Source organism: Escherichia sp. E2748 (assembly GCF_005781125.1).
Taxonomy (GTDB): Bacteria; Pseudomonadota; Gammaproteobacteria; order Enterobacterales; family Enterobacteriaceae; genus Escherichia.
Window position 1 is genome coordinate 97096 of sequence record NZ_VATP01000001.1, and the last position, 25127, is coordinate 122222.

Annotated in this window: 21 protein-coding genes and 6 tRNA genes; 17 read left to right on the plus strand and 10 right to left on the minus strand. The window is 49.4% G+C overall.

Annotated elements, in window-relative coordinates:
• Position 1 precedes the first annotated feature (1 nt).
• Both ligA and FEK42_RS00450 read left to right on the plus strand, forming a co-directional pair.
• Entirely contained in the window at positions 2 to 2017 is a 2016-nt protein-coding gene (gene ligA, locus FEK42_RS00445; RefSeq protein ID WP_130260673.1) for an NAD-dependent DNA ligase LigA, read from the plus strand.
• A gap of 1 nt (position 2018) precedes the next feature.
• Positions 2019 to 2237 (plus strand): DUF3820 family protein, encoded by a 219-nt coding sequence (locus FEK42_RS00450; RefSeq protein WP_130260674.1) that lies wholly within the window; start codon positions 2019 to 2021, stop codon positions 2235 to 2237.
• On the opposite strand, the gene FEK42_RS00455 is transcribed toward FEK42_RS00450, so the two are convergent.
• Positions 2234 to 3232 (minus strand): bile acid:sodium symporter family protein, encoded by a 999-nt coding sequence (locus tag FEK42_RS00455; RefSeq protein ID WP_135410231.1) that lies wholly within the window; start codon positions 3230 to 3232, stop codon positions 2234 to 2236. The two genes, FEK42_RS00450 and FEK42_RS00455, sit on opposite strands and share 4 nt — an antisense overlap.
• Positions 3233 to 3834: 602 nt before the next feature.
• On the opposite strand from FEK42_RS00455, the gene FEK42_RS00460 reads away from it, so the two are divergent.
• The 5 genes from FEK42_RS00460 (at position 3835) to FEK42_RS00480 (ending at position 9410) form a co-directional block, all read left to right on the plus strand.
• Positions 3835 to 5088: a nucleoside permease gene (locus tag FEK42_RS00460; protein WP_135492871.1), complete on the plus strand. Its 1254-nt coding sequence runs from the start codon at positions 3835 to 3837 to the stop codon at positions 5086 to 5088.
• A gap of 54 nt (positions 5089 to 5142) precedes the next feature.
• Positions 5143 to 6072, plus strand: coding sequence for a nucleoside 2-deoxyribosyltransferase (locus tag FEK42_RS00465; protein WP_135492870.1), 930 nt, complete (start codon positions 5143 to 5145; stop codon positions 6070 to 6072).
• A 231-nt stretch (positions 6073 to 6303) separates the two neighbouring features.
• Positions 6304 to 7137, plus strand: a complete 834-nt coding sequence (gene xapA, locus FEK42_RS00470; RefSeq protein ID WP_138211698.1) for a xanthosine phosphorylase — start codon at positions 6304 to 6306, stop codon at positions 7135 to 7137.
• A 58-nt stretch (positions 7138 to 7195) separates the two neighbouring features.
• Positions 7196 to 8437, plus strand: a complete 1242-nt coding sequence (locus FEK42_RS00475) for a nucleoside permease (protein ID WP_135492869.1) — start codon at positions 7196 to 7198, stop codon at positions 8435 to 8437.
• An 88-nt stretch (positions 8438 to 8525) separates the two neighbouring features.
• On the plus strand, positions 8526 to 9410 hold the full coding sequence (locus FEK42_RS00480; RefSeq protein WP_130260680.1) for a LysR family transcriptional regulator: 885 nt from the start codon (positions 8526 to 8528) through the stop codon (positions 9408 to 9410).
• Between the two features lie 49 nt (positions 9411 to 9459).
• Here the strand turns inward: FEK42_RS00480 and FEK42_RS00485 are convergent.
• The 4 genes from FEK42_RS00485 to FEK42_RS00500 form a co-directional block, all read right to left on the minus strand.
• A tRNA-Lys gene (locus FEK42_RS00485) sits at positions 9460 to 9535 on the minus strand.
• 4 nt (positions 9536 to 9539) lie between these two features.
• Positions 9540 to 9615 (minus strand) — tRNA-Val (locus FEK42_RS00490).
• Positions 9616 to 9661: 46 nt separating this feature from the next.
• Positions 9662 to 9737: transfer RNA gene (locus tag FEK42_RS00495), tRNA-Val, on the minus strand.
• 44 nt (positions 9738 to 9781) lie between these two features.
• Positions 9782 to 9857, minus strand: a tRNA-Val gene (locus FEK42_RS00500).
• Positions 9858 to 10115: 258 nt separating this feature from the next.
• Between FEK42_RS00500 and gltX the strand changes: the two genes are divergently transcribed.
• Positions 10116 to 11531, plus strand: a complete 1416-nt coding sequence (gene gltX, locus FEK42_RS00505) for a glutamate--tRNA ligase (protein WP_130207364.1) — start codon at positions 10116 to 10118, stop codon at positions 11529 to 11531.
• Between the two features lie 52 nt (positions 11532 to 11583).
• Here gltX and FEK42_RS00510 read toward each other — a convergent pair whose 3' ends face one another.
• Together FEK42_RS00510 and FEK42_RS00515 are read right to left on the minus strand one after the other, a co-directional pair.
• Positions 11584 to 11976 (minus strand): YfeC-like transcriptional regulator, encoded by a 393-nt coding sequence (locus FEK42_RS00510; protein ID WP_135492868.1) that lies wholly within the window; start codon positions 11974 to 11976, stop codon positions 11584 to 11586.
• Position 11977: 1 nt separating this feature from the next.
• Complete coding sequence (locus FEK42_RS00515) at positions 11978 to 12337, minus strand: YfeC-like transcriptional regulator (protein WP_135492867.1); 360 nt, start codon at positions 12335 to 12337, stop codon at positions 11978 to 11980.
• A gap of 220 nt (positions 12338 to 12557) precedes the next feature.
• On the opposite strand from FEK42_RS00515, the gene FEK42_RS00520 reads away from it, so the two are divergent.
• The 3 genes from FEK42_RS00520 (at position 12558) to FEK42_RS00535 (ending at position 15146) form a co-directional block, all read left to right on the plus strand.
• Positions 12558 to 12633: transfer RNA gene (locus FEK42_RS00520), tRNA-Ala, on the plus strand.
• Positions 12634 to 12672: 39 nt separating this feature from the next.
• Positions 12673 to 12748: transfer RNA gene (locus FEK42_RS00525), tRNA-Ala, on the plus strand.
• A gap of 208 nt (positions 12749 to 12956) precedes the next feature.
• Positions 12957 to 15146 carry a sensor domain-containing phosphodiesterase gene (locus FEK42_RS00535; RefSeq protein ID WP_130207356.1) on the plus strand — a complete coding sequence of 730 codons (2190 nt, stop codon included), beginning with the start codon at positions 12957 to 12959 and terminating at the stop codon, positions 15144 to 15146.
• 227 nt (positions 15147 to 15373) lie between these two features.
• Here the strand turns inward: FEK42_RS00535 and nupC are convergent, their stop codons facing one another.
• Entirely contained in the window at positions 15374 to 16576 is a 1203-nt protein-coding gene (gene nupC / locus FEK42_RS00540) for a nucleoside permease NupC (RefSeq protein WP_064526382.1), read from the minus strand.
• A gap of 335 nt (positions 16577 to 16911) precedes the next feature.
• Between nupC and FEK42_RS00545 the strand changes: the two genes are divergently transcribed.
• Positions 16912 to 18150: an Nramp family divalent metal transporter gene (locus tag FEK42_RS00545; protein WP_130216878.1), complete on the plus strand. Its 1239-nt coding sequence runs from the start codon at positions 16912 to 16914 to the stop codon at positions 18148 to 18150.
• Positions 18151 to 18293: 143 nt separating this feature from the next.
• Here the strand turns inward: FEK42_RS00545 and ypeC are convergent, their stop codons facing one another.
• Both ypeC and FEK42_RS00555 read right to left on the minus strand, forming a co-directional pair.
• Positions 18294 to 18620 (minus strand): DUF2502 domain-containing protein YpeC, encoded by a 327-nt coding sequence (gene ypeC / locus FEK42_RS00550; RefSeq protein WP_130207352.1) that lies wholly within the window; start codon positions 18618 to 18620, stop codon positions 18294 to 18296.
• A 114-nt stretch (positions 18621 to 18734) separates the two neighbouring features.
• Positions 18735 to 19991, minus strand: coding sequence for an ion channel protein (locus tag FEK42_RS00555; RefSeq protein ID WP_135492866.1), 1257 nt, complete (start codon positions 19989 to 19991; stop codon positions 18735 to 18737).
• Positions 19992 to 20195: 204 nt separating this feature from the next.
• Here FEK42_RS00555 and glk point away from each other — a divergent pair, with 204 nt between their 5' ends.
• The 5 genes from glk to ypdE all read left to right on the plus strand — a co-directional run bounded on the left by glk (position 20196) and on the right by ypdE (position 25113).
• Positions 20196 to 21161 carry a glucokinase gene (glk, locus tag FEK42_RS00560; protein ID WP_130207348.1) on the plus strand — a complete coding sequence of 322 codons (966 nt, stop codon included), beginning with the start codon at positions 20196 to 20198 and terminating at the stop codon, positions 21159 to 21161.
• Between the two features lie 218 nt (positions 21162 to 21379).
• Positions 21380 to 21706 carry a PTS fructose transporter subunit IIB gene (locus tag FEK42_RS00565; RefSeq protein WP_000038455.1) on the plus strand — a complete coding sequence of 109 codons (327 nt, stop codon included), beginning with the start codon at positions 21380 to 21382 and terminating at the stop codon, positions 21704 to 21706.
• 21 nt (positions 21707 to 21727) lie between these two features.
• Entirely contained in the window at positions 21728 to 22975 is a 1248-nt protein-coding gene (locus FEK42_RS00570) for a PTS fructose transporter subunit IIC (RefSeq protein WP_000985352.1), read from the plus strand.
• Between the two features lie 15 nt (positions 22976 to 22990).
• A complete protein-coding gene (gene ypdF / locus FEK42_RS00575; protein ID WP_138211699.1) occupies positions 22991 to 24076 on the plus strand; it encodes an aminopeptidase in 1086 nt (361 codons plus the stop codon).
• Entirely contained in the window at positions 24076 to 25113 is a 1038-nt protein-coding gene (ypdE, locus tag FEK42_RS00580) for an aminopeptidase (RefSeq protein ID WP_135492865.1), read from the plus strand. The genes ypdF and ypdE overlap by 1 nt, the downstream gene beginning before the upstream one ends.
• The last annotated feature ends 14 nt before the right edge of the window (positions 25114 to 25127 follow it).

Sequence of the window (25127 nt, forward strand, 5' to 3'; positions counted from 1 at the left end):
TATGGAATCAATCGAACAACAACTGACAGAACTGCGAACGACGCTTCGCCACCATGAATATCTTTATCATGTGATGGATGCGCCGGAAATTCCCGACGCTGAATACGACAGGCTGATGCGCGAGTTACGTGAGCTGGAAGCCAAACATCCAGAGCTGATTACCCCTGATTCACCTACCCAACGTGTAGGTGCTGCGCCGCTGGCAGCCTTTAGCCAGATCCGTCATGAAGTACCAATGCTGTCGCTGGATAACGTATTTGATGAAGAGAGTTTTCTCGCCTTCAACAAACGCGTACAGGATCGTCTGAAAAGCAACGAAAAAGTGACCTGGTGCTGCGAGTTAAAGCTCGATGGGCTTGCCGTCAGCATTCTGTATGAGAATGGTGTACTGGTAAGCGCGGCGACCCGTGGCGATGGCACTACAGGGGAAGACATCACGTCTAACGTTCGTACCATTCGCGCCATTCCGCTGAAACTGCATGGTGAGAATATTCCAGCACGTCTGGAAGTGCGTGGTGAAGTGTTCCTGCCGCAGGCGGGTTTTGAGAAGATTAACGAAGAGGCGCGACGCACGGGCGGGAAAGTGTTTGCTAACCCACGTAATGCGGCGGCAGGTTCTCTGCGCCAGCTTGATCCGCGTATTACTGCGAAGCGACCGCTTACTTTCTTCTGCTATGGCGTTGGCGTACTGGAAGGTGGCGAGTTGCCGGACACTCATCTGGGCCGCTTAATGCAGTTTAAAGCGTGGGGATTACCAGTCAGCGATCGGGTAACGCTTTGCGAATCAGCAGAAGACGTGTTGGCGTTTTACCACAAAGTGGAAGAAGACCGCCCGACGCTGGGCTTTGATATTGACGGTGTAGTCATTAAGGTCAACTCGCTGGCGCAGCAGGAGCAACTTGGCTTTGTTTCCCGCGCCCCGCGCTGGGCTGTTGCGTTTAAATTCCCTGCGCAGGAACAAATGACTTTTGTGCGCGATGTAGAGTTTCAGGTTGGGCGTACAGGAGCGATTACGCCCGTTGCGCGTCTGGAACCTGTCCATGTTGCAGGCGTGCTGGTGAGCAACGCCACACTGCATAATGCCGACGAAATTGAACGTCTCGGTTTACGCATTGGCGATAAAGTGGTGATTCGCCGCGCAGGTGACGTGATCCCACAAGTGGTTAACGTCGTGCTTTCTGAACGCCCGGAAGATACCCGTGAGGTTGTATTCCCGACGCATTGTCCGGTATGTGGTTCTGACGTGGAACGTGTGGAAGGCGAAGCGGTGGCCCGCTGTACTGGTGGCCTGATTTGCGGTGCTCAACGTAAAGAATCGCTGAAACACTTTGTTTCCCGTCGTGCGATGGACGTTGATGGCATGGGTGACAAAATTATCGACCAGCTGGTTGAAAAAGAATACGTTCACACTCCGGCGGACCTGTTCAAACTCACCGCAGGCAAACTTACCGGACTGGAGCGAATGGGGCCGAAATCGGCACAAAATGTGGTTAACGCGCTGGAAAAAGCGAAAGAAACCACCTTTGCCCGCTTCCTCTATGCCCTTGGCATCCGTGAAGTCGGTGAGGCTACCGCAGCCGGTCTGGCGGCATATTTTGGCACGCTGGAAGCGCTGGAATCAGCCTCGATTGAAGAGCTGCAAAAAGTGCCAGACGTCGGGATCGTGGTGGCATCTCATGTTCACAACTTCTTTGCCGAAGAAAGTAACCGCAATGTCATTAGTGAACTGTTGTCTGAAGGCGTTCACTGGCCTGCGCCGGTGGTGATTAACGCGGAAGAGATCGACAGCCCGTTTGCCGGTAAAACCGTGGTGCTCACCGGTAGCTTAAGTCAGATGTCGCGTGATGACGCTAAAGTTCGCTTGATCGAACTGGGCGCGAAAGTGGCGGGCAGCGTGTCGAAGAAAACCGATCTGGTGATTGCCGGAGAAGCTGCAGGTTCTAAACTGGCGAAAGCGCAGGAACTGGGTATTGAAGTCATCGACGAAGCTGAAATGCTGCGTTTGCTGGGGAGCTGAGGTGGAGAAAGAGCAGCTGATTGAAATTGCCAATACGGTGATGCCGTTTGGCAAGTACAAAGGGCGTCGCTTAATCGACCTGCCGGAAGAGTATCTGCTGTGGTTTGCCCGCAAAGATGAGTTTCCGGCAGGCAAACTCGGTGAGTTAATGCAAATCACGTTGCTGATTAAAACCGAGGGGCTGGCGCAACTGGTCCAGCCCCTGAAACGTCCGCTTTAAACTTTTCCGGCGCTGCTTTCCTGCTGCGCCTGTAGTTGCTCGGTCTGGCGCTTATAACGACGCGCCAGCACCGCGCAGACCATCAGTTGGATCTGATGGAAAATCATTAACGGCAGTACCATCATACCGATCACCGATGTGGGGAACAGAATGTTCGCCATCGGAATACCATTCGCCAGACTCTTTTTCGAGCCACAGAAGACGATAGTGATTTCATCCGCCTTATTGAAACCCAGTCGACGCGCCATAAAGACGTTAATCACAATCACAATAGCCAGCAATACGCAGCTAACTACCACAATAAACAGCAGCGAACCCCAACCGACTTTGTGCCAGATGCCGTTAACGACGGCTTCGCTGAATGCCGTATAAACGACCAAAAGAATGGATGTCTGGTCGGTTTTTGCTATCCACTTTTTATTGCGTGCTACCCAGTTACCAATCCACGGGCGAGAAAGATGTCCCAGCACGAACGGCAGCAGTAGTTGCAACATAATCTTACCGACCTGTTCCAGACTGCCTTCTGCTCCGTGGATATTCATTACCAGACCGACCAGCAACGGCGAAAGGAAAATCCCCAGCAGGCTGGATGCCGACGCAGAACAAACCGCCGCCGCGACATTACCGCCCGCCATTGAAGTAAAGGCGATTGCAGACTGCACGGTAGCCGGGAGAATGCACAAATAGAGAAAACCGGAATAGAGCATCGGATCGACATTTACCGGTTTCCACCAGGCAAACAGTACGCCCAGAATCGGAAACAGTACGAAGGTGCTGCACATTACCCACAAATGCAATCGCCAGTGACTACCGCCAGCAATTATCGCCTCACGCGACAGCTTCGCACCGTGCATAAAGAACAACAGGGCAATAGCTGCCGTGGTCAGATTTTCAAAGAAGGGGACAAAACCGCCGCTGGCCGGAAAGAAAGAAGCCAGCAATACCACCGTGATCAGGGTTAAAGTGAAAGGATCGAGGATACGAAAAAGTTTCATAAAGACTCCAGATGACCGATGCTTTCATTGTGCGTTGTTCTGATTGATAAATAAAACTGAATTGCTTATCAATTTGTGCGTGGTAATGGGAAGTCAGGGGGAGCTTCGCTTGGTTGACAAATAGGGGCTGTTAACTGAGGAAACTATGTGACAGCCGAAAAAATCACAGAAGGTTATTACTGCTGATGTACATAGCAGTTTTAGCGTGGTCAGCGCTGGTTTTAGAACGGGTATTTTATTGAATAAAGAATGTTACACGGAGAGAACGTTTCACTCACTTTATTATTAACGGTGCGGTAAAATTATGAGGGTAGACTCAGGTTTAATAACAGGAGTTACCTTTTTATCATATATTTCTCGCAAACAATAAACATCATGAATGTGATTGTCTCATATATTTTTGATGTGATTGTTTAGTGTTGCTGTTTACTAGGTTAGTGGTTTATCTAAAAACTCAGAATTATTACGCAATAACAGGGTGGTTTTCTTAATGTTTTCAGAATCGATATCAAATCGCAATTGATCATTGCAATAAAAGATATTGGTAAATTTGATGTGTTTCAGGATATTTAAAGGGGAGGGTCAAATCAAAGGGGACGACGGTGAATCTAAAACTACAGTTAAAAATTCTTTCATTTCTGCAATTCTTTTTGTGGGGAAGTTGGCTAAACACATTTGGTTCTTATATGTTTATTACGCTGCGCTTCAAAGGAGAAGATATTGGTGCAGTCTACAGTACATTGGGTATTGCAGCGGTGATAACGTCAACACTATTTGGCATTGTGGCAGATAAATGGATTAGCGCTAAATGGATTTATGCCGCCTGTCACTTTTTTGGCGCGGTAACATTATTTATCGCGGCATCTGTTACAACACCTTCGGCAATGTTCATTGTCATTTTACTTAACTCTCTCGTTTATATGCCAACGCTTGGCTTGAGTAATACGATTTCCTATTACCGTATACAAAATGCGGGTATGGATATTGTGACTGAGTTTCCACCAATACGCATCTGGGGAACGATCGGATTTATTGTTGCGATGTGGGCAGTAAGTCTGGCGGGTTTTGAATTAAGTCATATGCAATTGTATATCGGAGCGGCGGCTTCATTAGGGTTAAGTCTGTTTACGTTGACATTACCTGTTGTACCGGTAGCTAAATCTAACCAGGCACAAGGAATAATAGACGTTCTCGGACTGCGTGCATTTGCACTGTTCAAAAATAGCAAAATGGCTATTTTCTTTATCTTTGCCATGCTGCTTGGGGCAGAATTACAGATTACCGGAATGTTTGGAAATACTTTCCTCCACAGCTTCGAGAGTGTTCCAGAGTTTGCCAATAGTTTTGTTGTCACCCATGCTTCTATTTTGTTATCGATTTCTCAGATATCCGAAGTTTGTTTCATTCTTGCTATTCCCTTTTTTCTGAAAAAATATGGTATTAAAAATGTCATGCTGATGAGCATGATTGCCTGGATGCTGCGCTTTGGTTTATTCGCTTATGGCGATCCTTCATTCGGCGGTACTATTCTGTTAATTCTTTCGATGATCGTTTATGGCTGTGCCTTTGACTTCTTCAATATATCTGGATCGGTATTTGTTGAACAAGAAGTTGATCCTTCGATCCGTAATAGTGCTCAGGGCGTATTTCTGATGATGGCCAATGGTTTTGGTTGTATTCTGGGTGGTTTTATTAGTGGCAAAGTCGTCGATTATTTAACAACGGATGGTAACCCGCAATGGTCAACCATTTGGCTGGTATTTGCCGGATATTCACTGGTTCTTGCTATCGCATTTATGCTGTTGTTTAAATATAAACACAACGGTGCCACGACGACGTCCGGTCATTTCGCCTGATACGCTATTTATAAAAATTAATGATATTTTATAGGATTCATAAAAGAGGATGTTATGGCAAATCAATTGTATAACCAGTGTCGGGTTTATTGCGCACCCTGGCGATTAGATGCTTTAAATTTAAATGACATCATCGATCAATGGATTGACGATGGTCTGTTACCGCCCCTGATCCATACTTTTCTTCCTTATCGCGATGATGCCGGTGCCTCCAGTGAAGAGGAGATTTTTGTTAACGATGTCGCGAATATAGACAACAGCGTTGGGGTTATCGGTTATTTCGATGGCGGAACTTATGATTCCGGTTGTGCGTGGGAAGTGGGCTATGCATGGGCTTCAGGAATGCCGGTACATCTGGTTACGACCGACTTTCTCTTATGGGCGGCAGGTAACTCTTCAGAGTTTTACCCTATAAGTAAGCTGATAAATTATGTAGCAAAAGTTGTATCAGTGTCAGATTCTGATGCCAGTATCAGCAACTATCGTGAACAAACAACAGACATCATCAATCGTGCATTGCAAATATTTCAGCAAAATTTAATTGCCGACTTCGGCACGACGATTACTCCAGCTATACCCGTTACTCCACTGCCCATTGAGTATGATTATTATCTTGATCCTAACTTTATGTATACAGAACCATCTCAGGGCTTACTGGAGAATATCAAAGAAGCGATCGTTAGTGTGGGTAAAACATTTATCGTTGGTGACAACATGAATGATATTGCGACTGATATTGATAATTTAAGAAAATCCAGACAAGTCATTTTTTATTCTGATACCTTTGAGCCGAATGTTGACACCGGTATTATGAATGGCATTGCCTATGCATTAGGGCAGCAATCGATTATTTATTGTAGTAAGCAACAAAAGTATCAGTCTGCACTGACGACCGATTATCTAAATTTAATGATAACCTGGTCATCAACGGTGGCACATTCATTTGCAGAGCTTGAAGCATTGATTGACAACAAAGAAATGTAATAGTTTATTCTTCTTGATTATCAGGTGAGTGATTGCCTGATAATCAACTTTTTAAATTAACTACCAAAATAAATTATACCGTCGTTATATCTCTCTGCCGGGGGACGGTATGATCGATTTAAAAAATATATTGAATATCTCTGGTAAATGTATTGGTCACTCACGACTTTTTCTCGCTATAAAAAGAAGTGACTCATATTTAACGAATAATGTTTATTACAAGGACTTTCCATGACCCAATCTCATTTTTCACAAAACCCGTGGTATTGCGCAGATATCATTCGTCGCCACAAACCAAACTTTACCCCACGCGTTGCGTTTATTCTTGGTTCGGGACTGGGTGCGTTGGCTGAACAGATTGAAGGCGTGGTCGCTATTTCTTATAGCGATTTGCCGGGATTTCCGGTGAGCACCGTACATGGTCACGCAGGAGAGTTGGTCCTCGGCATGCTCTCTGGTGTGCCTGTAGCTTGCATGAAAGGTCGTGGCCATTTTTATGAGGGCCGCGGAATGACAGTCATGACTGATGCGATTCGCACGTTCAAGTTGCTGGGCTGTGAGTTGTTGTTCTGCACTAATGCTGCAGGCTCGCTTCGCCCGGAAGTGAGGGCGGGCAGTTTGGTTGCGCTGAAAGATCACATCAACACGATGCCAGGCACACCGATGACAGGCCTTAATGATGATCGCTTCGGCGAACGCTTTTTCTCATTAGCGAACGCTTATGATGCTGATTATCGGGCCGTTTTGCAGTCCGTCGCGCAGGAAGAAGGTTTTCCTCTCACAGAGGGCGTTTTTGTTTCTTATCCAGGGCCTAACTTCGAAACGGCGGCAGAAATTCGCATGATGCAGATGATTGGCGGTGACGTCGTGGGTATGTCTGTAGTACCTGAAGTGATTACCGCACGTCATAGCGAAATGAAAGTCGTTGCTGTGTCTGCAATAACTAATATGGCGGAAGGTTTAAGCGATGTGAAATTGTCACATGCCCAAACGCTGGCTGCAGCGGAATTATCCCGGCAAAACTTTATCAATCTGATTTGCGGATTCTTACGCAAAATCGCCTGAAAGCAATAAAAAATGGCCTCGCGGATGGGGCCATCTCACTGCGATAAGGAAACCAAAAATGAATATCGCAACGCGTTTAAAGATTATGTCTTTTCTGCAATATTTTATCTGGGGGAGTTGGTTAGTTACCCTCGGCTCTTACATGATAAACACCTTACATTTTACCGGGGCTGATGTTGGTATGGCATACAGCTCTAAAGGCATTGCGGCTATTATTATGCCAGCCATTATGGGCATTATTGCGGATAAATGGTTACGAGCTGAACGTACCTATATGCTGTGCCACTTTATTTGCGCCGGGGTACTTTTTTATGCTGCCACCGTGACTGAACCGAATATGATGTTCTGGATAATGTTGCTTAACGCAATGGCGTTCATGCCCACTATTGCATTATCCAATAGTGTTTCTTATTCGTGTCTGGCCCAGGCCGGATTAGATCCGGTAACCTGTTTTCCTCCAATCCGTGTTTATGGCACTGTGGGATTTATTGTCGCCATGTGGCTGGTGAGTTTATTGCATCTGGAGTTAAGTAGTGTGCAACTATATATTGCTTCTGGCGCTTCTTTAGTGTTAGCGATCTATGCATTAACGCTACCGAAAATCCCAGTGGTGGAGCATAAAACTAGTACTACTCTTTCCAGTAAATTAGGCCTGGATGCGTTTGTGTTATTTAAAAATCCACGTATGGCGATTTTCTTTTTATTTGCCATGTTATTAGGTGCAGTACTACAAATTACTAACGTTTTTGGTAATCCATTCCTGCATGATTTTGCCCGTAACCCTGAATTTGCGGATAGCTTCGTGGTGAAATATCCTTCCATCCTGCTCTCGGTTTCGCAAATGGCGGAAGTCGGCTTCATTCTTACTATTCCCTTCTTCCTTAAGCGTTTTGGCATAAAAACCGTCATGTTGATGAGTATGGTCGCGTGGACATTACGCTTTGGCTTCTTTGCCTTTGGCGACCCATCGCCAGGTGGCTTTGTATTATTGTTGTTATCGATGATTGTGTATGGCTGTGCGTTCGACTTTTTTAATATCTCAGGTTCAGTGTTTGTCGAACAGGAAGTGGATTCCAGTATTCGCGCCAGCGCTCAGGGCTTATTTATGACGATGGTCAACGGCGTTGGGGCGTGGATCGGCTCTCTTCTGAGTGGTATGGCGGTTGACTATTTCACGGTTGATGGTGTGAAAGATTGGCAAACTATCTGGTTGGTATTTGCTGCGTATGCGCTGGCCCAGGCAGTGATCTTTGCCCTGTTTTTCCGTTATAAGCATGAACCTGAAAAAATGGCACAATAATCATTAGCTCACTGATGTAAACGGGGTTGACCTTTATTGCAATGTGCTAGATTTGGAGCCTTACCAAACCTTATGGAGCGCAATAATTATGGAAAGTACGCATCGTATTGATCTCAAGTTATTGCGCTATTTTCTTGCGGTCGCAGAAGAACTTCACTTTGGGCGGGCGGCTGCGCGGCTCAATATGTCGCAGCCGCCATTAAGTATTCATATTAAAGATCTGGAACAACAACTGGGCACGTTGCTGTTCGTTCGTCATTCGCGCAGTGTGGCGCTCACTCATGCGGGAAAAATTTTACTGGAAGAATCACGACGGTTACTGGCGAATGCCAGTCAGGCGATGGCACGGGTTGAGCAGATTGGTCGCGGTGAGGCAGGGCGGATTGAGCTGGGCGTGGTGGGAACAGCAATGTGGGGGCGAATGCGTCCGGCGATGCGGTGCTTTCTGAAAGAATGCCCCAATGTTCATGTCTCATTTCGTGAAAAATCACCAGGCATGCAAATGGCGTTGCTGGAGCGGCGGGAACTGGATGCGGGTATCTGGCGGATGGCGATTGAACCAACCACGGGGTTTACCAGCTTACGCTTACATGAATCCTCTTTTCTGGTTGCTATTCCGCAAGACCATCATCTGGCATCGCGAGATGCTATCCCGCTAACCGCATTACGCAATGAATACTTTGTAACGCTGCCTTCCGTCCATTCTGACTGGGCGTTTTTACAGCGCGTTTGTCAGCAGGCAGGTTTTTCACCGATGATCGTCCGGGAGGCCGTAGAGCCGCAAACTGTGCTGGCGATGATCAGTATGGGATTAGGCGTGACATTAATGGCAGATAGTTATGCTCAGATGAGTTGGCCCGGTGTGGTATTTCGTCCACTGGAAGAACGTATTCCGGCAGATCTGTATATTGTCTATGAACAGCAACATGCGGCGCCTGCGCTGGAGAGGTTGGTTAATGCCTTGATCGCGTGAAGGAATATCGTAGATAGCAAAAAGGCGCCTTTAGGGCGCCTTTTTACATTGGTGGGTCGTGCAGGATTCGAACCTGCGACCAATTGATTAAAAGTCAACTGCTCTACCAACTGAGCTAACGACCCGAAGTGGTGGGTGATGACGGGATCGAACCGCCGACCCCCTCCTTGTAAGGGAGGTGCTCTCCCAGCTGAGCTAATCACCCACTTCGGTACTTCACATTTTTACAAGAAATTTAGCTGGCGAGAAAGTGGTGGGTGATGACGGGATCGAACCGCCGACCCCCTCCTTGTAAGGGAGGTGCTCTCCCAGCTGAGCTAATCACCCACTTCTCAATTTCTTGCTACACGGCGGAGACTACATAAAGTAGTTGGTGGGTGATGACGGGATCGAACCGCCGACCCCCTCCTTGTAAGGGAGGTGCTCTCCCAGCTGAGCTAATCACCCCCGCTGTGTGGAGTCGCATTATAGGGAGAGTTGGAAATGAGTCAACGCATTTTCTAAAGAAATTGTTCGTTCGTCGTAAATTTAAGCAGGGTGATCGCAAAACAGACCGTGTTGCGCAATTTGTCAACGAAAACAATAATGCGTAAGGTAGCAACCCGAACTACATTGAGGAATCAGGCGGGAGTGATAGAATATCGCCCACTCAATTTTTCCAGGATTTGCCGGTTGTCGGCATCTTTCTAAACGTAAGGCCATTTCATGAAAATCAAAACTCGCTTCGCGCCAAGCCCAACAGGCTATCTGCACGTTGGCGGCGCGCGTACTGCTCTTTACTCCTGGCTTTTTGCACGTAACCACGGCGGTGAGTTCGTGCTGCGTATTGAAGACACCGATCTTGAGCGTTCCACGCCGGAAGCTATCGAAGCCATTATGGATGGCATGAACTGGCTGAGTCTGGAGTGGGATGAAGGCCCGTACTTCCAGACCAAACGTTTCGATCGCTATAACGCGGTGATCGATCAGATGCTGGAAGAGGGTACTGCCTATAAATGCTACTGTTCTAAAGAGCGCCTCGAAGCGCTGCGTGAAGAGCAGATGGCAAAAGGCGAGAAGCCGCGTTATGACGGCCGTTGCCGCCACAGCCATGAACATCACGCTGATGATGAACCGTGCGTTGTACGTTTTGCTAACCCACAGGAAGGTTCCGTTGTTTTTGACGATCAGATCCGTGGTCCGATCGAGTTCAGCAACCAGGAGCTGGATGATCTGATTATCCGCCGTACCGATGGTTCTCCGACCTATAACTTCTGTGTGGTGGTTGACGACTGGGATATGGAAATCACTCACGTCATCCGTGGTGAAGACCATATCAACAACACGCCGCGCCAGATCAACATCCTGAAAGCACTGAAAGCGCCCGTACCGGTTTACGCGCACGTTTCTATGATCAACGGTGATGATGGTAAAAAATTGTCCAAACGTCACGGTGCAGTCAGCGTAATGCAGTACCGCGACGACGGCTATCTGCCAGAAGCACTGCTGAACTATCTGGTGCGTTTGGGCTGGTCCCACGGCGATCAGGAAATCTTCACCCGTGAAGAGATGATCAAGTACTTCACCCTGAATGCCGTCAGCAAATCTGCCAGTGCGTTCAACACTGACAAACTGCTGTGGTTGAACCATCACTATATTAACGCGCTGCCGCCGGAGTATGTAGCTACTCACTTACAGTGGCACATCGAGCAGGAAAATATTGATACCCGTAACGGCCCGCAGCTTGCTGAGCTGGTGAAACTGCTGGGCGAACGCTGCAAAACGCTCAAAGAGATGGCGCAAAGCTGCCGCTATTTCTACGAAGATTTTGCTGAGTTCGATGCCGACGCCGCGAAAAAACATCTGCGTCCGGTAGCGCGCCAGCCGCTGGAAGTAGTGCGCGATAAACTGTCTGCTATCACTGACTGGACGGCGGAAAATGTTCACCACGCAATTCAGGCAACGGCGGATGAGCTGGAAGTGGGCATGGGTAAAGTTGGGATGCCGCTGCGTGTCGCCGTTACCGGTGCGGGGCAGTCTCCGGCGCTGGACGTTACCGTTCACGCGATCGGTAAGACACGTAGCATTGAGCGTATCAACAAAGCGCTGGCCTTTATTGCTGAACGCGAAAATCAGCAGTAATTAGCGTATAAAAAGATAAACGGCAGGAGATAATATCCTGCCGTTTTTTTATTTATGCTGATTCGTCAATATCGAGACGGGCGAGGAAATTGCGAATTCCTTCACGTGACAAAAATTGCGCGACTTTTTCCTGCTCAATGTCAGTCATATTATCTATCGCGTTGATAATTTGTCGATACGCCGGGGCGCGTGCTCCAGGAGCGTATTCGGCAATTCTCTCTTCAGCTTCCATCAACATTGGTGTGTTATGGAACGCAGGCGTGTTCTGAATAAACTCGCAAACCTGCGAATCGACCAGAATAAGTCTGGCACGACCTCCTTTCACGCCGGGAAATTTTTCCGTTCTCCAGCCTTTTTCTCTGATCCAACGGTTAACAGTTTGTTTAGCCACACCCTGGCATTCCGCCAGCTCTTCGGTGGTCATTTTATTACGTAATCTTTTCATATTATTTGCTGTCGCGAATCCCTAAGCGTTGTAATAATCCGATAATCCCTTCCCGCAGAAGCAAGGATGTAAACTGTTTTTGTTCAAGAGGCGTCATCTCTTTCGCCAGCGTCACCAGCAGCACTTCAAGAGGCGTATCGGCAGACAGTTCAGGTGCCTCTCTTTGATCGTCCGGACGTTCTGCATTACGAATATATTCACGAACTTGTTTATTGACGTGAATCAGCCGGGCCTTGCCACCCTGGACACCTGGTTTTGGTGATGTCGCCCAGCCTTGCTTGCGTACCCATTTATTAATGGTCTGGCGGCTATAACCGGTCAGCCTGGCAAGTTCATCTGGCGTCATCCTCTCCTTGAACATAACAATTCCCTGAATGATTGCGGGTCTATTAGTGGTTCATTTTATAACACCACTTTACAAGAAACCGTGACAGGAATAACTACTGAATGCGAGCGACTATCCAAAATAGTTCATTTGCCTGATTTTTCAGCGATTGAAACTACGCCTTGCAATTTGCCGTTGACACATTCGGGTGGAATTCATATGATGCCGCCCGTCAACTCGACAAGCTTTACGTGATGGGGCTATAGCTCAGCTGGGAGAGCGCCTGCTTTGCACGCAGGAGGTCTGCGGTTCGATCCCGCATAGCTCCACCAAATTTTGCACCCAGCAAATTTGGTACGTAAACGACTCGTGGGGCTATAGCTCAGCTGGGAGAGCGCTTGCATGGCATGCAAGAGGTCAGCGGTTCGATCCCGCTTAGCTCCACCAAATTTCAAACCCTCGCTGCGAAGCGGGGGTTTTTTGTCTCTGCTTTTTGCCGCTTTTGTAATACAGTCTACCTTCCAGGTTAGTGTTGCCTGTTGGAAACATCATTGGATGAAATATCGGCAACAGGTCGGTCCCTGTTTGCTTCGCGATGCGAATAAACATATTATTTGTGTGCCTTAAAACCCCGATCAGTGAGAGTAGTGTACTCATGTTTGTGGAGCATAACCTGATAAAAAATATCAAGATATTTGCACTAGCGTTTACGCTCACCGTGGTACTTATTCAGCTATCCCGTTTTATCTCGCCACTTGCTGTTATCCATTCCAGCTATATTTTCCTGGCGTGGATGCCACTGTGCGTAATGCTGTCAATCTTGTTTATCTTTGGCTGGCGCGGTGTCGTTCCTGTTTTATGCGGGATGTTTTGCACCAATCTGTGGAACTTTCATCTCTCTTTTTTACAGACCGCGGTCATGCTCGGCAGCCAGACGTTTGTCGTGTTGTGTGCCTGCGCAATATTACGCTGGCAGCTGGGGACGCGTTGGCGTTATGGATTGACCAGCCGATATGTCTGGCAACGTCTGTTCTGGCTTGGTTTGGTGACACCGATCGGCATCAAATGCAGCATGTATCTTGTGGGGAGCTTCTTTGATTTCCCGCTAAAGATATCTACCTTTTTCGGCGATGCGGATGCCATTTTCACGGTCGTTGATTTGCTAAGCCTTTTCACCGCAGTGCTGATTTACAACATGCTTTTTTACTATCTCACCCGCATGATTGTAAGTCCCCACTTTGCACAGATATTGTGGCGTAGGGATATCGCTCCGTCGTTGAGCAAAGAGAAACGCGCATTTACCTTAAGCTGGCTGGCAGCTCTTAGCGTGCTGCTACTTCTGATGTGCACACCGTATGAAAATGACTTTATTGCCGGTTATCTGGTACCTGTTTTCTTTATCATCTTTACCCTCGGTGTCGGTAAGCTTCGCTATCCGTTTTTAAATCTCACTTGGGCTGTTTCAACGCTTTGCCTTCTGAATTACAACCAGAACTTTTTGCAAGGGGTACTAACCGAATATTCGCTGGCATTTATTCTCGCAGTGCTGATTTCCTTTAGCGTTTGCCTGCTCTATATGGTACGCATTTATTATCGTAGCGAATGGCTTAACCGTCGCTGGCATTTGCAGGCACTGACCGATCCGTTAACGCTATTACCCAACTTTCGCGCACTGGAGCAATCGCAGGAGCAAGAGGCTGGTAAGAGTTTTTGCTGTCTGCGCATTGATAATCTTGAGTTTATGAGTCGCCATTACGGGTTAATGATGCGCGTTCATTGTATTCGCTCAATTTACCGTACATTGCTGCCGTTGATGCAGGAAAACGAAAAGTTGTATCAATTGCCGGGGAGCGAATTGCTGTTGGTACTGACCGGGCCGGAAACGGAAGGGCGGTTACAGCATATGGTTAACATTCTCAACAGTCGGCAAATCCACTGGAACAATACCGGGCTGGATATGGGCTATGGTGCTGCCTGGGGACGTTTTGACGGTAATCAGGATACTCTGCAGCCAATGCTGGGGCAGTTAAGCTGGCTGGCGGAGCAATCCTGCGCACATCATCATGTGCTGGCGCTGGACAGCAGAGAGGAGATGGTTTCCGGGCAGACCACTAAACAGGTGCTATTGCTGAATACCATTCGCACGGCGTTAGATCAGGGTGATTTGCTTCTCTACGCCCAGCCAATTCGCAACAAAGAGGGTGAAGGTTATGATGAGATCCTCGCGCGACTGAAGTATGACGGCGGCATTATGACCCCGGATAAGTTTCTGCCCCTTATTGCTCAGTTTAACCTTAGCGCGCGATTCGATTTACAGGTGCTGGAATCCCTGCTGAAGTGGCTGGCAACCCACCCTTGTGACAAGAAAGGCCCGCGCTTTTCAGTCAATTTAATGCCGCTCACTCTGCTGCAAAAGAATATCGCCGGGCGAATTATTCGTCTGTTTAAACGTTACCGTGTCTCCCCGGAGGCTGTGATTATTGAGATCACCGAGGAGCAGGCGTTTTCTAACGCAGAAAGCAGTATGTACAATATCGAACAACTGCATAAGTTTGGCTTCCGTATTGCGATTGATGACTTTGGCACAGGCTATGCCAACTACGAACGGTTAAAACGTTTGCAGGCTGATATCATCAAGATTGATGGCGTCTTCGTTAAGGATATCGTCACTAATACACTGGATGCGATGATAGTGAGATCAATTACCGATCTGGCGAAAGCGAAGTCATTGAGTGTGGTCGCGGAGTTTGTCGAGACGCAACAGCAGCAGGCGCTATTGCATAAGCTCGGGGTGCAATATCTGCAAGGGTATTTAATTGGTCGCCCGCAACCATTAGTTGATTAACAGGCGTAAAAATGCCGGGGAATTATCCCCGGCATTTGAGGTTGATGGCAAACGGACAATTGCCTGATGCGCTGCGCTTATCAGGCCTACATGGAAACACAATCTATTGAATTTGAGTTGTTTTGTCGGCTGGGTAGGGCGTTCACGCCACATCCGGCATAAACAAAGCGCACGTTGTCAACAAACTGAAGCCGGGGAATTATCCCCGGCTTTTTTAATGGATTCGCTTACAGTACCAGTGCTGCGATTGACGCAGACAGCACACTCACCAGCGTAGAGCCGTAAACCAGTTTCAGACCGAAGCGAGAAACCACGTTACCTTGCTCTTCGTTCAGGCCTTTAACGGCACCTGCGATAATCCCGATAGAAGAGAAGTTAGCGAAGGATACCAGGAACACAGAGAGGATACCTTCAGCACGCGGAGAGAGCGTGGACGCAATTTTCTGCAGATCCATCATCGCAACGAACTCGTTGGAAACCAGTTTGGTCGCCATGATGCTGCCTACTTGCAGTGCTTCACTGGAAGGAACACCCATCACCCATGCAATCGGATAGAAGATGTAGCCCAGAATGCCCTGGAAGGAGATGCTGTAGCCAAACCAGCCAGTCACGGTAGCAAACAGAGCGTTCAGTGCAGCGATCAGGGCGATAAAGCCGATCAGCATTGCGGCAACGATAATGGCCACTTTGAAGCCTGCCAGAATGTATTCGCCCAGCATTTCGAAGAAGCTCTGGCCTTCGTGCAGGTCGGACATCTGAATGTTTTCTTCGCTGGCATCAACACGGTAAGGGTTGATCAGCGACAGCACGATAAAGGTGCTGAACATGTTCAGTACCAGCGCAGCAACTACGTATTTCGGTTCCAGCATCGTCATGTATGCACCAACGATGGACATAGAAACGGTGGACATCGCCGTGGCTGCCATGGTGTACATACGATTACGGGAGATTTTGCCGAGGATATCTTTATAGGCGATAAAGTTCTCGGACTGACCCAGAATCAGGGAGCTGACGGCGTTAAAGGATTCCAGTTTGCCCATGCCGTTGACTTTGGAGAGCAGGAAACCAATTGCACGGATAATCACCGGCAATACGCGAATGTGCTGGAGAATACCGATCAGCGCAGAGATAAAGACGATTGGGCATAGCACTTTCAGGAAGAAGAATGCCAGGCCTTGATCATTCATGCTACCAAAGACGAAGTTAGTCCCTTCGTTGGCAAATCCGAGCAGTTTTTCGAACATTTCGGAGAAGCCTTTCACGAAGCCCAGACCAACGTCGGAGTTCAGGAAGAACCACGCCAGTAACACTTCGATAACAAGCAGTTGAATAACATAACGGATACGAATTTTTTTGCGGTCGCTGCTTACCAGCAGTGCGAGAATCGCAACAACGGCAAGTGCCAGTACAAAATGAAGGACGCGGTCCATATTTGCTCCAAATATGAGGCAGGTTAAATTTCCGTGCACATTCTATGTAACATGGGTAAGGAAAACGAGATCTGACACACACTATAATGACGTCCTGTGACAAGCTTCAAAAATAGTGACCTGTCATACATATTTGCTATGTTGTGTATGGAAGCTGAAAGTTATGTAAATGTGCTAACATTAAACATAATTATAACATTCAAATCATCAATCTTTTCGTAGTCATAATCCTGGTCTATCAGAGAAATCACCACAATCCATTTAAATGAATTTGATAATCATTCTCGTTTGACATAGCATGAAACATAGCAAAGGCTATGTTTTAGAGGCACAAGATGACGAACTATCGCGTTGAGAGTAGCAGCGGACGGGCGGCGCGCAAGATGAGGCTCGCATTAATGGGACCTGCGTTCATTGCGGCGATTGGTTATATCGATCCCGGTAACTTTGCGACCAATATTCAGGCGGGCGCCAGCTTCGGCTATCAACTGCTGTGGGTGGTCGTCTGGGCCAACCTGATGGCAATGCTGATTCAGATCCTCTCGGCCAAACTCGGGATTGCCACTGGTAAAAATCTGGCGGAGCAAATTCGCGACCACTACCCACGTCCGGTAGTCTGGTTCTATTGGGTCCAGGCGGAAATTATTGCGATGGCGACCGATCTGGCGGAATTTATTGGTGCGGCGATCGGTTTCAAACTCATTCTTGGTGTTTCTTTATTGCAGGGGGCGGTGCTGACAGGTATCGCCACTTTCCTGATTTTAATGCTGCAACGTCGCGGGCAAAAACCGCTGGAGAAAGTGATTGGTGGGCTTCTGTTGTTTGTCGCGGCGGCCTACATTGTTGAGCTGATTTTCTCCCAACCGAATCTGGTGCAGTTGAGCAAAGGTATGGCGATACCGAGTTTACCGACCTCGGAAGCGGTCTTCCTGGCGGCTGGCGTGTTAGGGGCGACGATTATGCCGCATGTGATTTATCTTCACTCTTCGCTTACCCAGCATCTACACGGTGGTTCACGCCAACAACGTTACTCTGCGACTAAATGGGATGTGGCGATTGCCATGACCATCGCTGGCTTTGTCAATCTGGCAATGATGGCAACGGCTGCCGCAGCGTTTCATTTTTCTGGTCATACTGGTGTTGCCGATCTTGATGAGGCTTACCTTACGCTGCAACCGCTGTTAAGCAATGCTGCGGCAACGGTTTTTGGTTTAAGTCTGGTGGCGGCGGGGCTTTCGTCAACGGTAGTGGGTACGTTGGCAGGGCAGGTGGTGATGCAGGGGTTCATTCGCTTTCATATTCCGCTGTGGGTACGCCGTACGGTAACCATGCTGCCGTCATTTATTGTCATTCTGATGGGATTAGATCCGACACGGATTCTGGTTATGAGTCAGGTGCTGCTCAGTTTTGGTATTGCTCTGGCGCTGGTGCCGCTGCTGATTTTCACCAGTGACAGCAAGTTGATGGGCGATCTGGTGAATAGCAAATGGGTTAAACAAATCGGCTGGATGATTGTGGTGCTGGTGGTAACGCTGAATATCTGGTTGTTGGTGGGAACGGCATTGGGGCTGTAGTTGAATGAGCGTCGCATCAGGCACCACTGGCGGATGCGGCGTAAAACGCCTTATCCGCCCTACGCGTTAAATGAAGTGGGTTTGTAGGCCTGATAAGACGCGCAAGCGTCGCATCAGGCATTGTGCTCCATTAGCGAATGTGTTTAATGACGATGCCCATGTCCACGGCCTTTTCCGCGATGATCATCACGGTCGCTCCAGCCTTCGCGATAGCCACGCTCATACGCTTTACGCTTATCCCAACCACGGTGATAGCCATTATCATGACGCCACCAGCGGTTTTTACGCCATTCATAATTACGGTGCCAGTAGTCACGATCGCGCCAGTGGCCACCGTCCCAGTAGTTACCATAATTATCGCGATCGCCAATTTGTAATTTAATTGATGGCAGCAAGGTAATTTCACCTGCGTTTGCTGCAAGCGGGATAAATGCCATCAGGGCGGCCGCCAGAAACAGTGACCTGAACATTGTTATTCTCCTTCACGATCGAAGCCGTCAGCGGCCTGTTAACGCAATATTACGGGGAGGTAAAGCCCCGTTTCATCGCCATAACTCTTAAATCATAAGGGAGAGCATTTTTTGCTAAAGGTTATCGTGGGGTGGCTGTTGTTTTGGACGATTCACCATCATCATCGGTTTACCTGCCAGTAATAACCATGCCGGAAGCATGACGATACACAGTAGCGGTAACAATGTGGAATCAGGTACAACGACCGCCGCCATAAACAAACTTAGCCAGCCATCGCGCGTTACCACCAGTACGAGGCCGAGAATCGCGCAGGAGACGGTAATGGCCGCTGGAACGGCGGGAACGTGCGCATGCAGCATCAACCCTAACGCTACGCCGACAAATACCGCCGGGAAGATTCGCCCGCCGCGAAACCCACTGGCGGCGGCAATGACCAGGGCGGCAAGTTTGATTACCGCCAGCAATAAGTAATCGCTGGTGCTGAAAGCCTGATTTGTCACCATCTGCTGCATCTCGTCCAGTCCTTTAAATAGCGAAACAGGCCCACCAATAACACCCAGAATACCGAGAATAAACCCGCCAACCCCCAGCATGAGGACCGGATTTTTAATCTGATGCATCATCGCGTGCACCCGTGGGAAACACCACACTGCAACCATACCTGCCGCAATGGCGATCGCCGTCACAATTGCACCACTGATGATGTCTGCTAACTGCATCTGTCCGTAATGAGCAATGGGCAGCGAAAAATGAGGATGGAAAAACAATCCGGTGGTTAGCGCACCAGCCGCCGCTGCCATTAACGGCGTAAAGAGACGATCCCAAAGTGGAACGTCGTGGCTGCCATTTAAGGTTTGCGAAAATATCAACGCCGCCGCAACAGGTGTGCCAAACAGTGCGCCGATGGTGCCCGCAGAGGCTAAAATAGTCCACTCCATCCGGTTCACTCGTGGTAACAGACGCGCGCCAATCGCCACCGCGAGGGCGATATTGACGGTCATAATGGGATGTTCCGGCCCAAGACTGACGCCGCCAGCAAGACCGAGAACTAATGCTACGATCAGTCCTGGTAGCGCAGAGGGAGGGACTGGTGCGCCGATCAGCGGTTCACAGGCGGGGTCTGGGCCGGCATGACCCTGGCTGAAGCGGATGACCAACCCCACCGCAATACCCGTTAGCGTTAATACACCGATGATCCAGAAAGGTGAATCCTGGGCTATCCCCAGAGTTCCCGGCAGTCGTTGCCAGAGCAGATTCTGTAATACCGAGGCGATTTTCATCACCACAATCAGAATAAGACTGGACGCAATCCCAATTGCCAGAGCGGGGAGCGATAATAACAACATGGTTCTGGCTCGCGGATGGAGCATGTTCTATTCCTTTATGCGGGTTCAGATATTTAGTTTGCCCAGCTTGCACAAAGACATCGCTGCAATTGATGCTGAAACGATAAAGTAAATGTGTGACCCAGATCGATATTTACAGGGAGCCTGCCTTTTCGGCGTTGTTGTTATGCCCCCACGTATTTACAGTGTGAGAAAGAAGTATTTTGACTTTAGCGGAGCAGTTGAAGAATGACAAAGTATGCATTAGTCGGTGATGTGGGCGGTACTAACGCACGTCTTGCTCTGTGTGATATTGCCAGTGGTGAAATCTCGCAGGCTAAAACCTATTCAGGGCTTGATTATCCCAGCCTGGAAGCGGTCATTCGCGTTTATCTTGAAGAGAATAAAGTCGAGGTGAAAGATGGCTGCATCGCCATTGCTTGCCCAATTACTGGTGACTGGGTGGCAATGACCAACCACACCTGGGCGTTTTCGATTGCCGAAATGAAAAAGAATCTCGGTTTTAGCCACCTGGAGATTATTAACGATTTTACGGCGGTTTCGATGGCGATCCCGATGCTGAAAAAAGAGCATCTGATCCAGTTTGGCGGCGCAGAACCGGTTGAAGGTAAACCTGTCGCGGTGTACGGTGCCGGGACAGGGCTTGGGGTCGCACATCTGGTCCATGTCGATAAACGCTGGGTAAGCCTGCCTGGTGAAGGCGGTCACGTTGATTTTGCGCCAAACAGTGAAGAAGAAGCCATTATCCTTGAAATACTGCGCGCGGAAATTGGCCATGTCTCGGCTGAACGCGTGCTCTCTGGCCCTGGACTGGTGAATTTGTATCGCGCGATTGTGAAAGCGGACAACCGCCTGCCGGAAAATCTCAAGCCAAAAGATATTACCGAACGCGCGCTGGCCGACAGTTGCACCGATTGCCGTCGTGCGTTGTCACTGTTTTGCGTCATTATGGGGCGTTTTGGCGGTAATCTGGCGCTCAATCTCGGAACATTTGGCGGCGTCTATATTGCGGGCGGTATCGTTCCGCGTTTCCTTGAGTTCTTCAAAGCCTCCGGTTTCCGTGCCGCTTTTGAAGACAAAGGGCGCTTTAAAGATTATGTTCATGATATTCCGGTCTATTTAATTGTGCACGATAACCCTGGGCTTCTCGGTTCCGGTGCACATTTACGCCAGACCTTAGGCCACATTCTGTAAATCCTTCCTGTCATATCGGGAGGTGACTCTCCCGATAATCTTTTAAATCAATCAGTTAATTCAATTTTTCTTTGTGTCTCTTCACAAGGCCGACCTGCGTCACACTTCCGCACTACGGGATTAATTCTCCAGTAAATGCATTATTTGTCTGGTAACGGCTATTTGTTTTGCACGTTCATAATTTCATTCGTCAACTATAAACGAACGAGGAAATAACGATGAGTAAGAAACTGATTGCCTTATGTGCCTGCCCAATGGGGCTGGCTCACACCTTTATGGCCGCCCAGGCGCTGGAAGAAGCGGCGGTGGAAGCCGGCTATGAAGTGAAAATTGAAACTCAGGGTGCGGATGGCATCCAGAACCGCCTGACGGCGCAGGATATCGCCGAAGCGACCATCATCATTCATTCCGTGGCAGTAACACCAGAAGATAACGAGCGTTTCGAATCACGCGACGTTTATGAAATCACTTTGCAGGACGCAATTAAAAACGCTGCGGGCATCATCAAAGAAATCGAAGAGATGATTGCCGCTGAACAACAGTAATATTCGACAGGGATAATTGTTATGGCCATTAAAAAACGCAGTGCAACCGTTGTGCCTGGCGCATCCGGTGCGGCAGCGGCAGTTAAGAATCCGCAGGCCTCTAAAACCAGCTTCTGGGGTGAACTCCCGCAGCATGTGATGTCAGGGATTTCACGCATGGTGCCGACCTTAATTATGGGCGGTGTGATCCTCGCTTTCAGCCAGCTGATTGCTTATAGCTGGCTTAAAATTCCCGCAGACATCGGCATTATGGATGCTCTTAATAGTGGGAAATTTTCCGGTTTCGACCTCTCCTTACTGAAATTTGCCTGGCTGTCGCAGTCCTTTGGCGGCGTGCTGTTTGGCTTTGCCATTCCGATGTTTGCCGCTTTTGTGGCGAATTCTATTGGCGGCAAACTGGCGTTCCCGGCTGGGTTTATCGGCGGGTTGATGTCTACCCAGCCCACGCAACTGCTGAACTTTGATCCCAGCACTATGCAGTGGGCGACCTCTTCACCAGTCCCGTCTACCTTCATTGGTGCGCTGATTATTTCTATCGTCGCGGGTTACCTCGTGAAATGGATGAACCAGAAAATCCAGTTACCGGATTTCCTGTTAGCGTTCAAAACCACATTTTTGCTACCGATTCTTTCCGCCATTTTTGTCATGCTGGCGATGTACTACGTGATCACGCCGTTTGGTGGCTGGATCAACGGCGGTATCCGTACCGTGCTGACCGCTGCTGGTGAGAAGGGCGCGCTGATGTACGCAATGGGCATTGCTGCGGCGACCGCAATCGACTTGGGTGGTCCAATCAACAAAGCAGCTGGTTTCGTCGCCTTCAGCTTTACCACCGACCATGTATTACCAGTCACTGCGCGTTCTATCGCTATTGTTATTCCGCCGATTGGTCTGGGTCTGGCGACCATTATCGATCGTCGCTTAACTGGCAAACGCCTGTTTAACGCCCAGCTTTATCCGCAGGGTAAAACCGCGATGTTCCTGGCGTTTATGGGGATCAGTGAAGGTGCGATTCCGTTTGCGCTGGAAAGCCCCATCACCGCTATTCCGTCCTATATGGTTGGCGCGATTGTCGGTTCCACTGCTGCTGTCTGGCTGGGCGCAGTGCAATGGTTCCCGGAATCCGCTATCTGGGCGTGGCCGCTGGTCACTAATCTGGGCGTCTATATGGCGGGGATCGCGCTGGGAGCAATCATTACTGCGCTGATGGTGGTGTTCCTGCGTCTGATGATGTTCCGCAAAGGCAAATTGTTAATCGATAGCCTGTAAGAAGGAAAAATCCAGATGACATTACTCGCTTCGCTGCGCGACTGGCTTAAGGCGCAACAACTGGATGCGGTGCTCCTTTCCTCACGGCAGAACAAACAGCCGCATCTGGGGATCTCCACCGGATCAGGTTATGTGGTGATTAGCCGTGAAAGTGCGCACATTCTGGTGGACTCGCGCTATTACGCGGATGTAGAAGCCCGCACGCAAGGTTACCAGCTGCATTTGCTCGACGCGATGCACACGCTTGCCACCATCGTCAGGCAAATCATTGCCGATGAGCAGTTGCAAACGCTCGGTTTTGAAGGCCAGCAGGTGAGTTGGGAAACCGCGCACCGCTGGCAGTCTGAACTCAATGCGAAACTGGTAAGCGCCACGCCGGATGTGCTGCGGCAAATCAAAACGCCAGAGGAGGTGGAGAAAATCCGCCTCGCCTGTGGGATTGCCGATCGTGGCGCAGAGCATATTCGCCGCTTTATTCAGGCGGGGATGAGCGAGCGCGAGATAGCCGCTGAACTGGAGTGGTTTATGCGCCAGCAGGGCGCAGAAAAAGCCTCTTTTGACACCATTGTCGCCAGTGGCTGGCGTGGGGCGCTGCCGCACGGCAAAGCCAGCGACAAGATTGTTGCAGCGGGCGAGTTTGTCACTCTCGATTTCGGTGCGCTGTATCAGGGCTACTGCTCTGATATGACGCGCACCTTGCTGGTGAATGGCGAAGGGGTGAGCGCCGAATCTCACCCGCTGTTTAACGTCTACCAGATTGTCCTGCAAGCACAGCTGGCGGCAATCTCTGCAATTCGCCCCGGCGTGCGCTGCCAACAGGTTGACGACGCCGCGCGCCAGGTGATTACAGAAGCAGGTTTTAGCGACTATTTCGGTCATAACACCGGTCATGCTATCGGCATTGAAGTGCACGAAGATCCGCGTTTTTCACCGCGGGACACCACGACGCTACAGCCAGGCATGCTACTGACCGTGGAGCCGGGGATTTATTTGCCAGGGCAAGGGGGCGTGCGCATCGAAGATGTTGTGCTGGTCACCCCGCAAGGCGCAGAAGTGCTCTACGCCATGCCGAAAACAGTGTTGCTCACGGGAGAGGCATAATGGATTTATCACTATTAAAAGCATTGAGCGAGGCAGATGCGATCGCCTCCTCGGAACAGGAAGTGCGGCAGATCCTGATGGATGAAGCGGATCGCCTGCAAAAAGAAGTGCGATTTGACGGCCTGGGATCGGTGCTGATCCGCCTCAATGAATCGACAGGTCCGAAGGTGATGATCTGTGCGCATATGGACGAAGTGGGATTTATGGTGCGCAGCATCTCCCGCGAAGGGGCGATTGATGTGCTGCCAGTTGGCAATGTGCGCATGGCTGCCCGTCAGTTGCAGCCGGTGCGCATCACCACCCGTGAAGAGTGCAAAATTCCCGGCCTGCTTGATGGCGAGCGGCAGGGGAATGACGTTAGCGCCATGCGCGTGGATATTGGCGCGCGCTCGTATGACGAAGTGATGCAGGCGGGAATTCGTCCAGGCGATCGCGTCACGTTTGATACTACTTTTCAGGTTCTCCCTCACCAGCGGGTGATGGGGAAAGCCTTTGATGATCGCCTCGGTTGCTACCTGCTGGTGACGTTGCTGCGCGAGCTGCACGACGCTGAACTGCCTGCGGAAGTGTGGCTGGTGGCAAGTTCCAGCGAAGAAGTGGGCTTACGCGGCGGGCAAACCGCCACGCGTGCGGTGTCGCCGGATGTCGCCATTGTGCTTGATACCGCCTGCTGGGCGAAAAACTTTGATTATGGCGCAGCTAACCATCGCCAGATTGGTCACGGACCGATGCTGGTGTTAAGCGATAAGTCACTGATTGCGCCGCCAAAACTTACCGCCTGGATCGAAACTGTGGCGGCAGAAATTGGCGTGCCGTTACAGGCGGATATGTTCAGTAACGGCGGCACGGACGGTGGAGCGGTGCACTTAACCGGTACTGGCATACCCACAGTGGTGATGGGGCCAGCAACCCGCCATGGACATTGCGCCGCATCGATTGCCGACTGCCGCGACATTTTGCAGATGCAGCGGCTTTTATCTGCCCTTATTCAACGTCTTACCCGTGAGACGGTTGTTCAACTGACGGATTTCAGATGATCTCCTGATTAACC

Bases quoted from the DNA above. Each gene is read 5' to 3' on its own strand.
- gltX (WP_130207364.1), top strand. From the start codon at position 10,116: ATGAAAATCAAAACTCGCTTCGCGCCAAGCCCAACAGGCTATCTGCAC.
- FEK42_RS00475 (WP_135492869.1), top strand. From the start codon at position 7,196: ATGAATATCGCAACGCGTTTAAAGATTATGTCTTTTCTGCAATATTTT.
- FEK42_RS00465 (WP_135492870.1), top strand. From the start codon at position 5,143: ATGGCAAATCAATTGTATAACCAGTGTCGGGTTTATTGCGCACCCTGG.
- ypdF (WP_138211699.1), top strand. From the start codon at position 22,991: ATGACATTACTCGCTTCGCTGCGCGACTGGCTTAAGGCGCAACAACTG.
- ligA (WP_130260673.1), top strand. From the start codon at position 2: ATGGAATCAATCGAACAACAACTGACAGAACTGCGAACGACGCTTCGC.
- FEK42_RS00545 (WP_130216878.1), top strand. From the start codon at position 16,912: ATGACGAACTATCGCGTTGAGAGTAGCAGCGGACGGGCGGCGCGCAAG.
- nupC (WP_064526382.1), bottom strand. From the start codon at position 16,576: ATGGACCGCGTCCTTCATTTTGTACTGGCACTTGCCGTTGTTGCGATT.
- FEK42_RS00510 (WP_135492868.1), bottom strand. From the start codon at position 11,976: ATGAAAAGATTACGTAATAAAATGACCACCGAAGAGCTGGCGGAATGC.
- FEK42_RS00480 (WP_130260680.1), top strand. From the start codon at position 8,526: ATGGAAAGTACGCATCGTATTGATCTCAAGTTATTGCGCTATTTTCTT.
- glk (WP_130207348.1), top strand. From the start codon at position 20,196: ATGACAAAGTATGCATTAGTCGGTGATGTGGGCGGTACTAACGCACGT.
- FEK42_RS00515 (WP_135492867.1), bottom strand. From the start codon at position 12,337: ATGTTCAAGGAGAGGATGACGCCAGATGAACTTGCCAGGCTGACCGGT.
- FEK42_RS00535 (WP_130207356.1), top strand. From the start codon at position 12,957: ATGTTTGTGGAGCATAACCTGATAAAAAATATCAAGATATTTGCACTA.
- FEK42_RS00555 (WP_135492866.1), bottom strand. From the start codon at position 19,991: ATGCTCCATCCGCGAGCCAGAACCATGTTGTTATTATCGCTCCCCGCT.
- FEK42_RS00570 (WP_000985352.1), top strand. From the start codon at position 21,728: ATGGCCATTAAAAAACGCAGTGCAACCGTTGTGCCTGGCGCATCCGGT.
- ypdE (WP_135492865.1), top strand. From the start codon at position 24,076: ATGGATTTATCACTATTAAAAGCATTGAGCGAGGCAGATGCGATCGCC.
- FEK42_RS00565 (WP_000038455.1), top strand. From the start codon at position 21,380: ATGAGTAAGAAACTGATTGCCTTATGTGCCTGCCCAATGGGGCTGGCT.
- xapA (WP_138211698.1), top strand. From the start codon at position 6,304: ATGACCCAATCTCATTTTTCACAAAACCCGTGGTATTGCGCAGATATC.
- FEK42_RS00455 (WP_135410231.1), bottom strand. From the start codon at position 3,232: ATGAAACTTTTTCGTATCCTCGATCCTTTCACTTTAACCCTGATCACG.
- ypeC (WP_130207352.1), bottom strand. From the start codon at position 18,620: ATGTTCAGGTCACTGTTTCTGGCGGCCGCCCTGATGGCATTTATCCCG.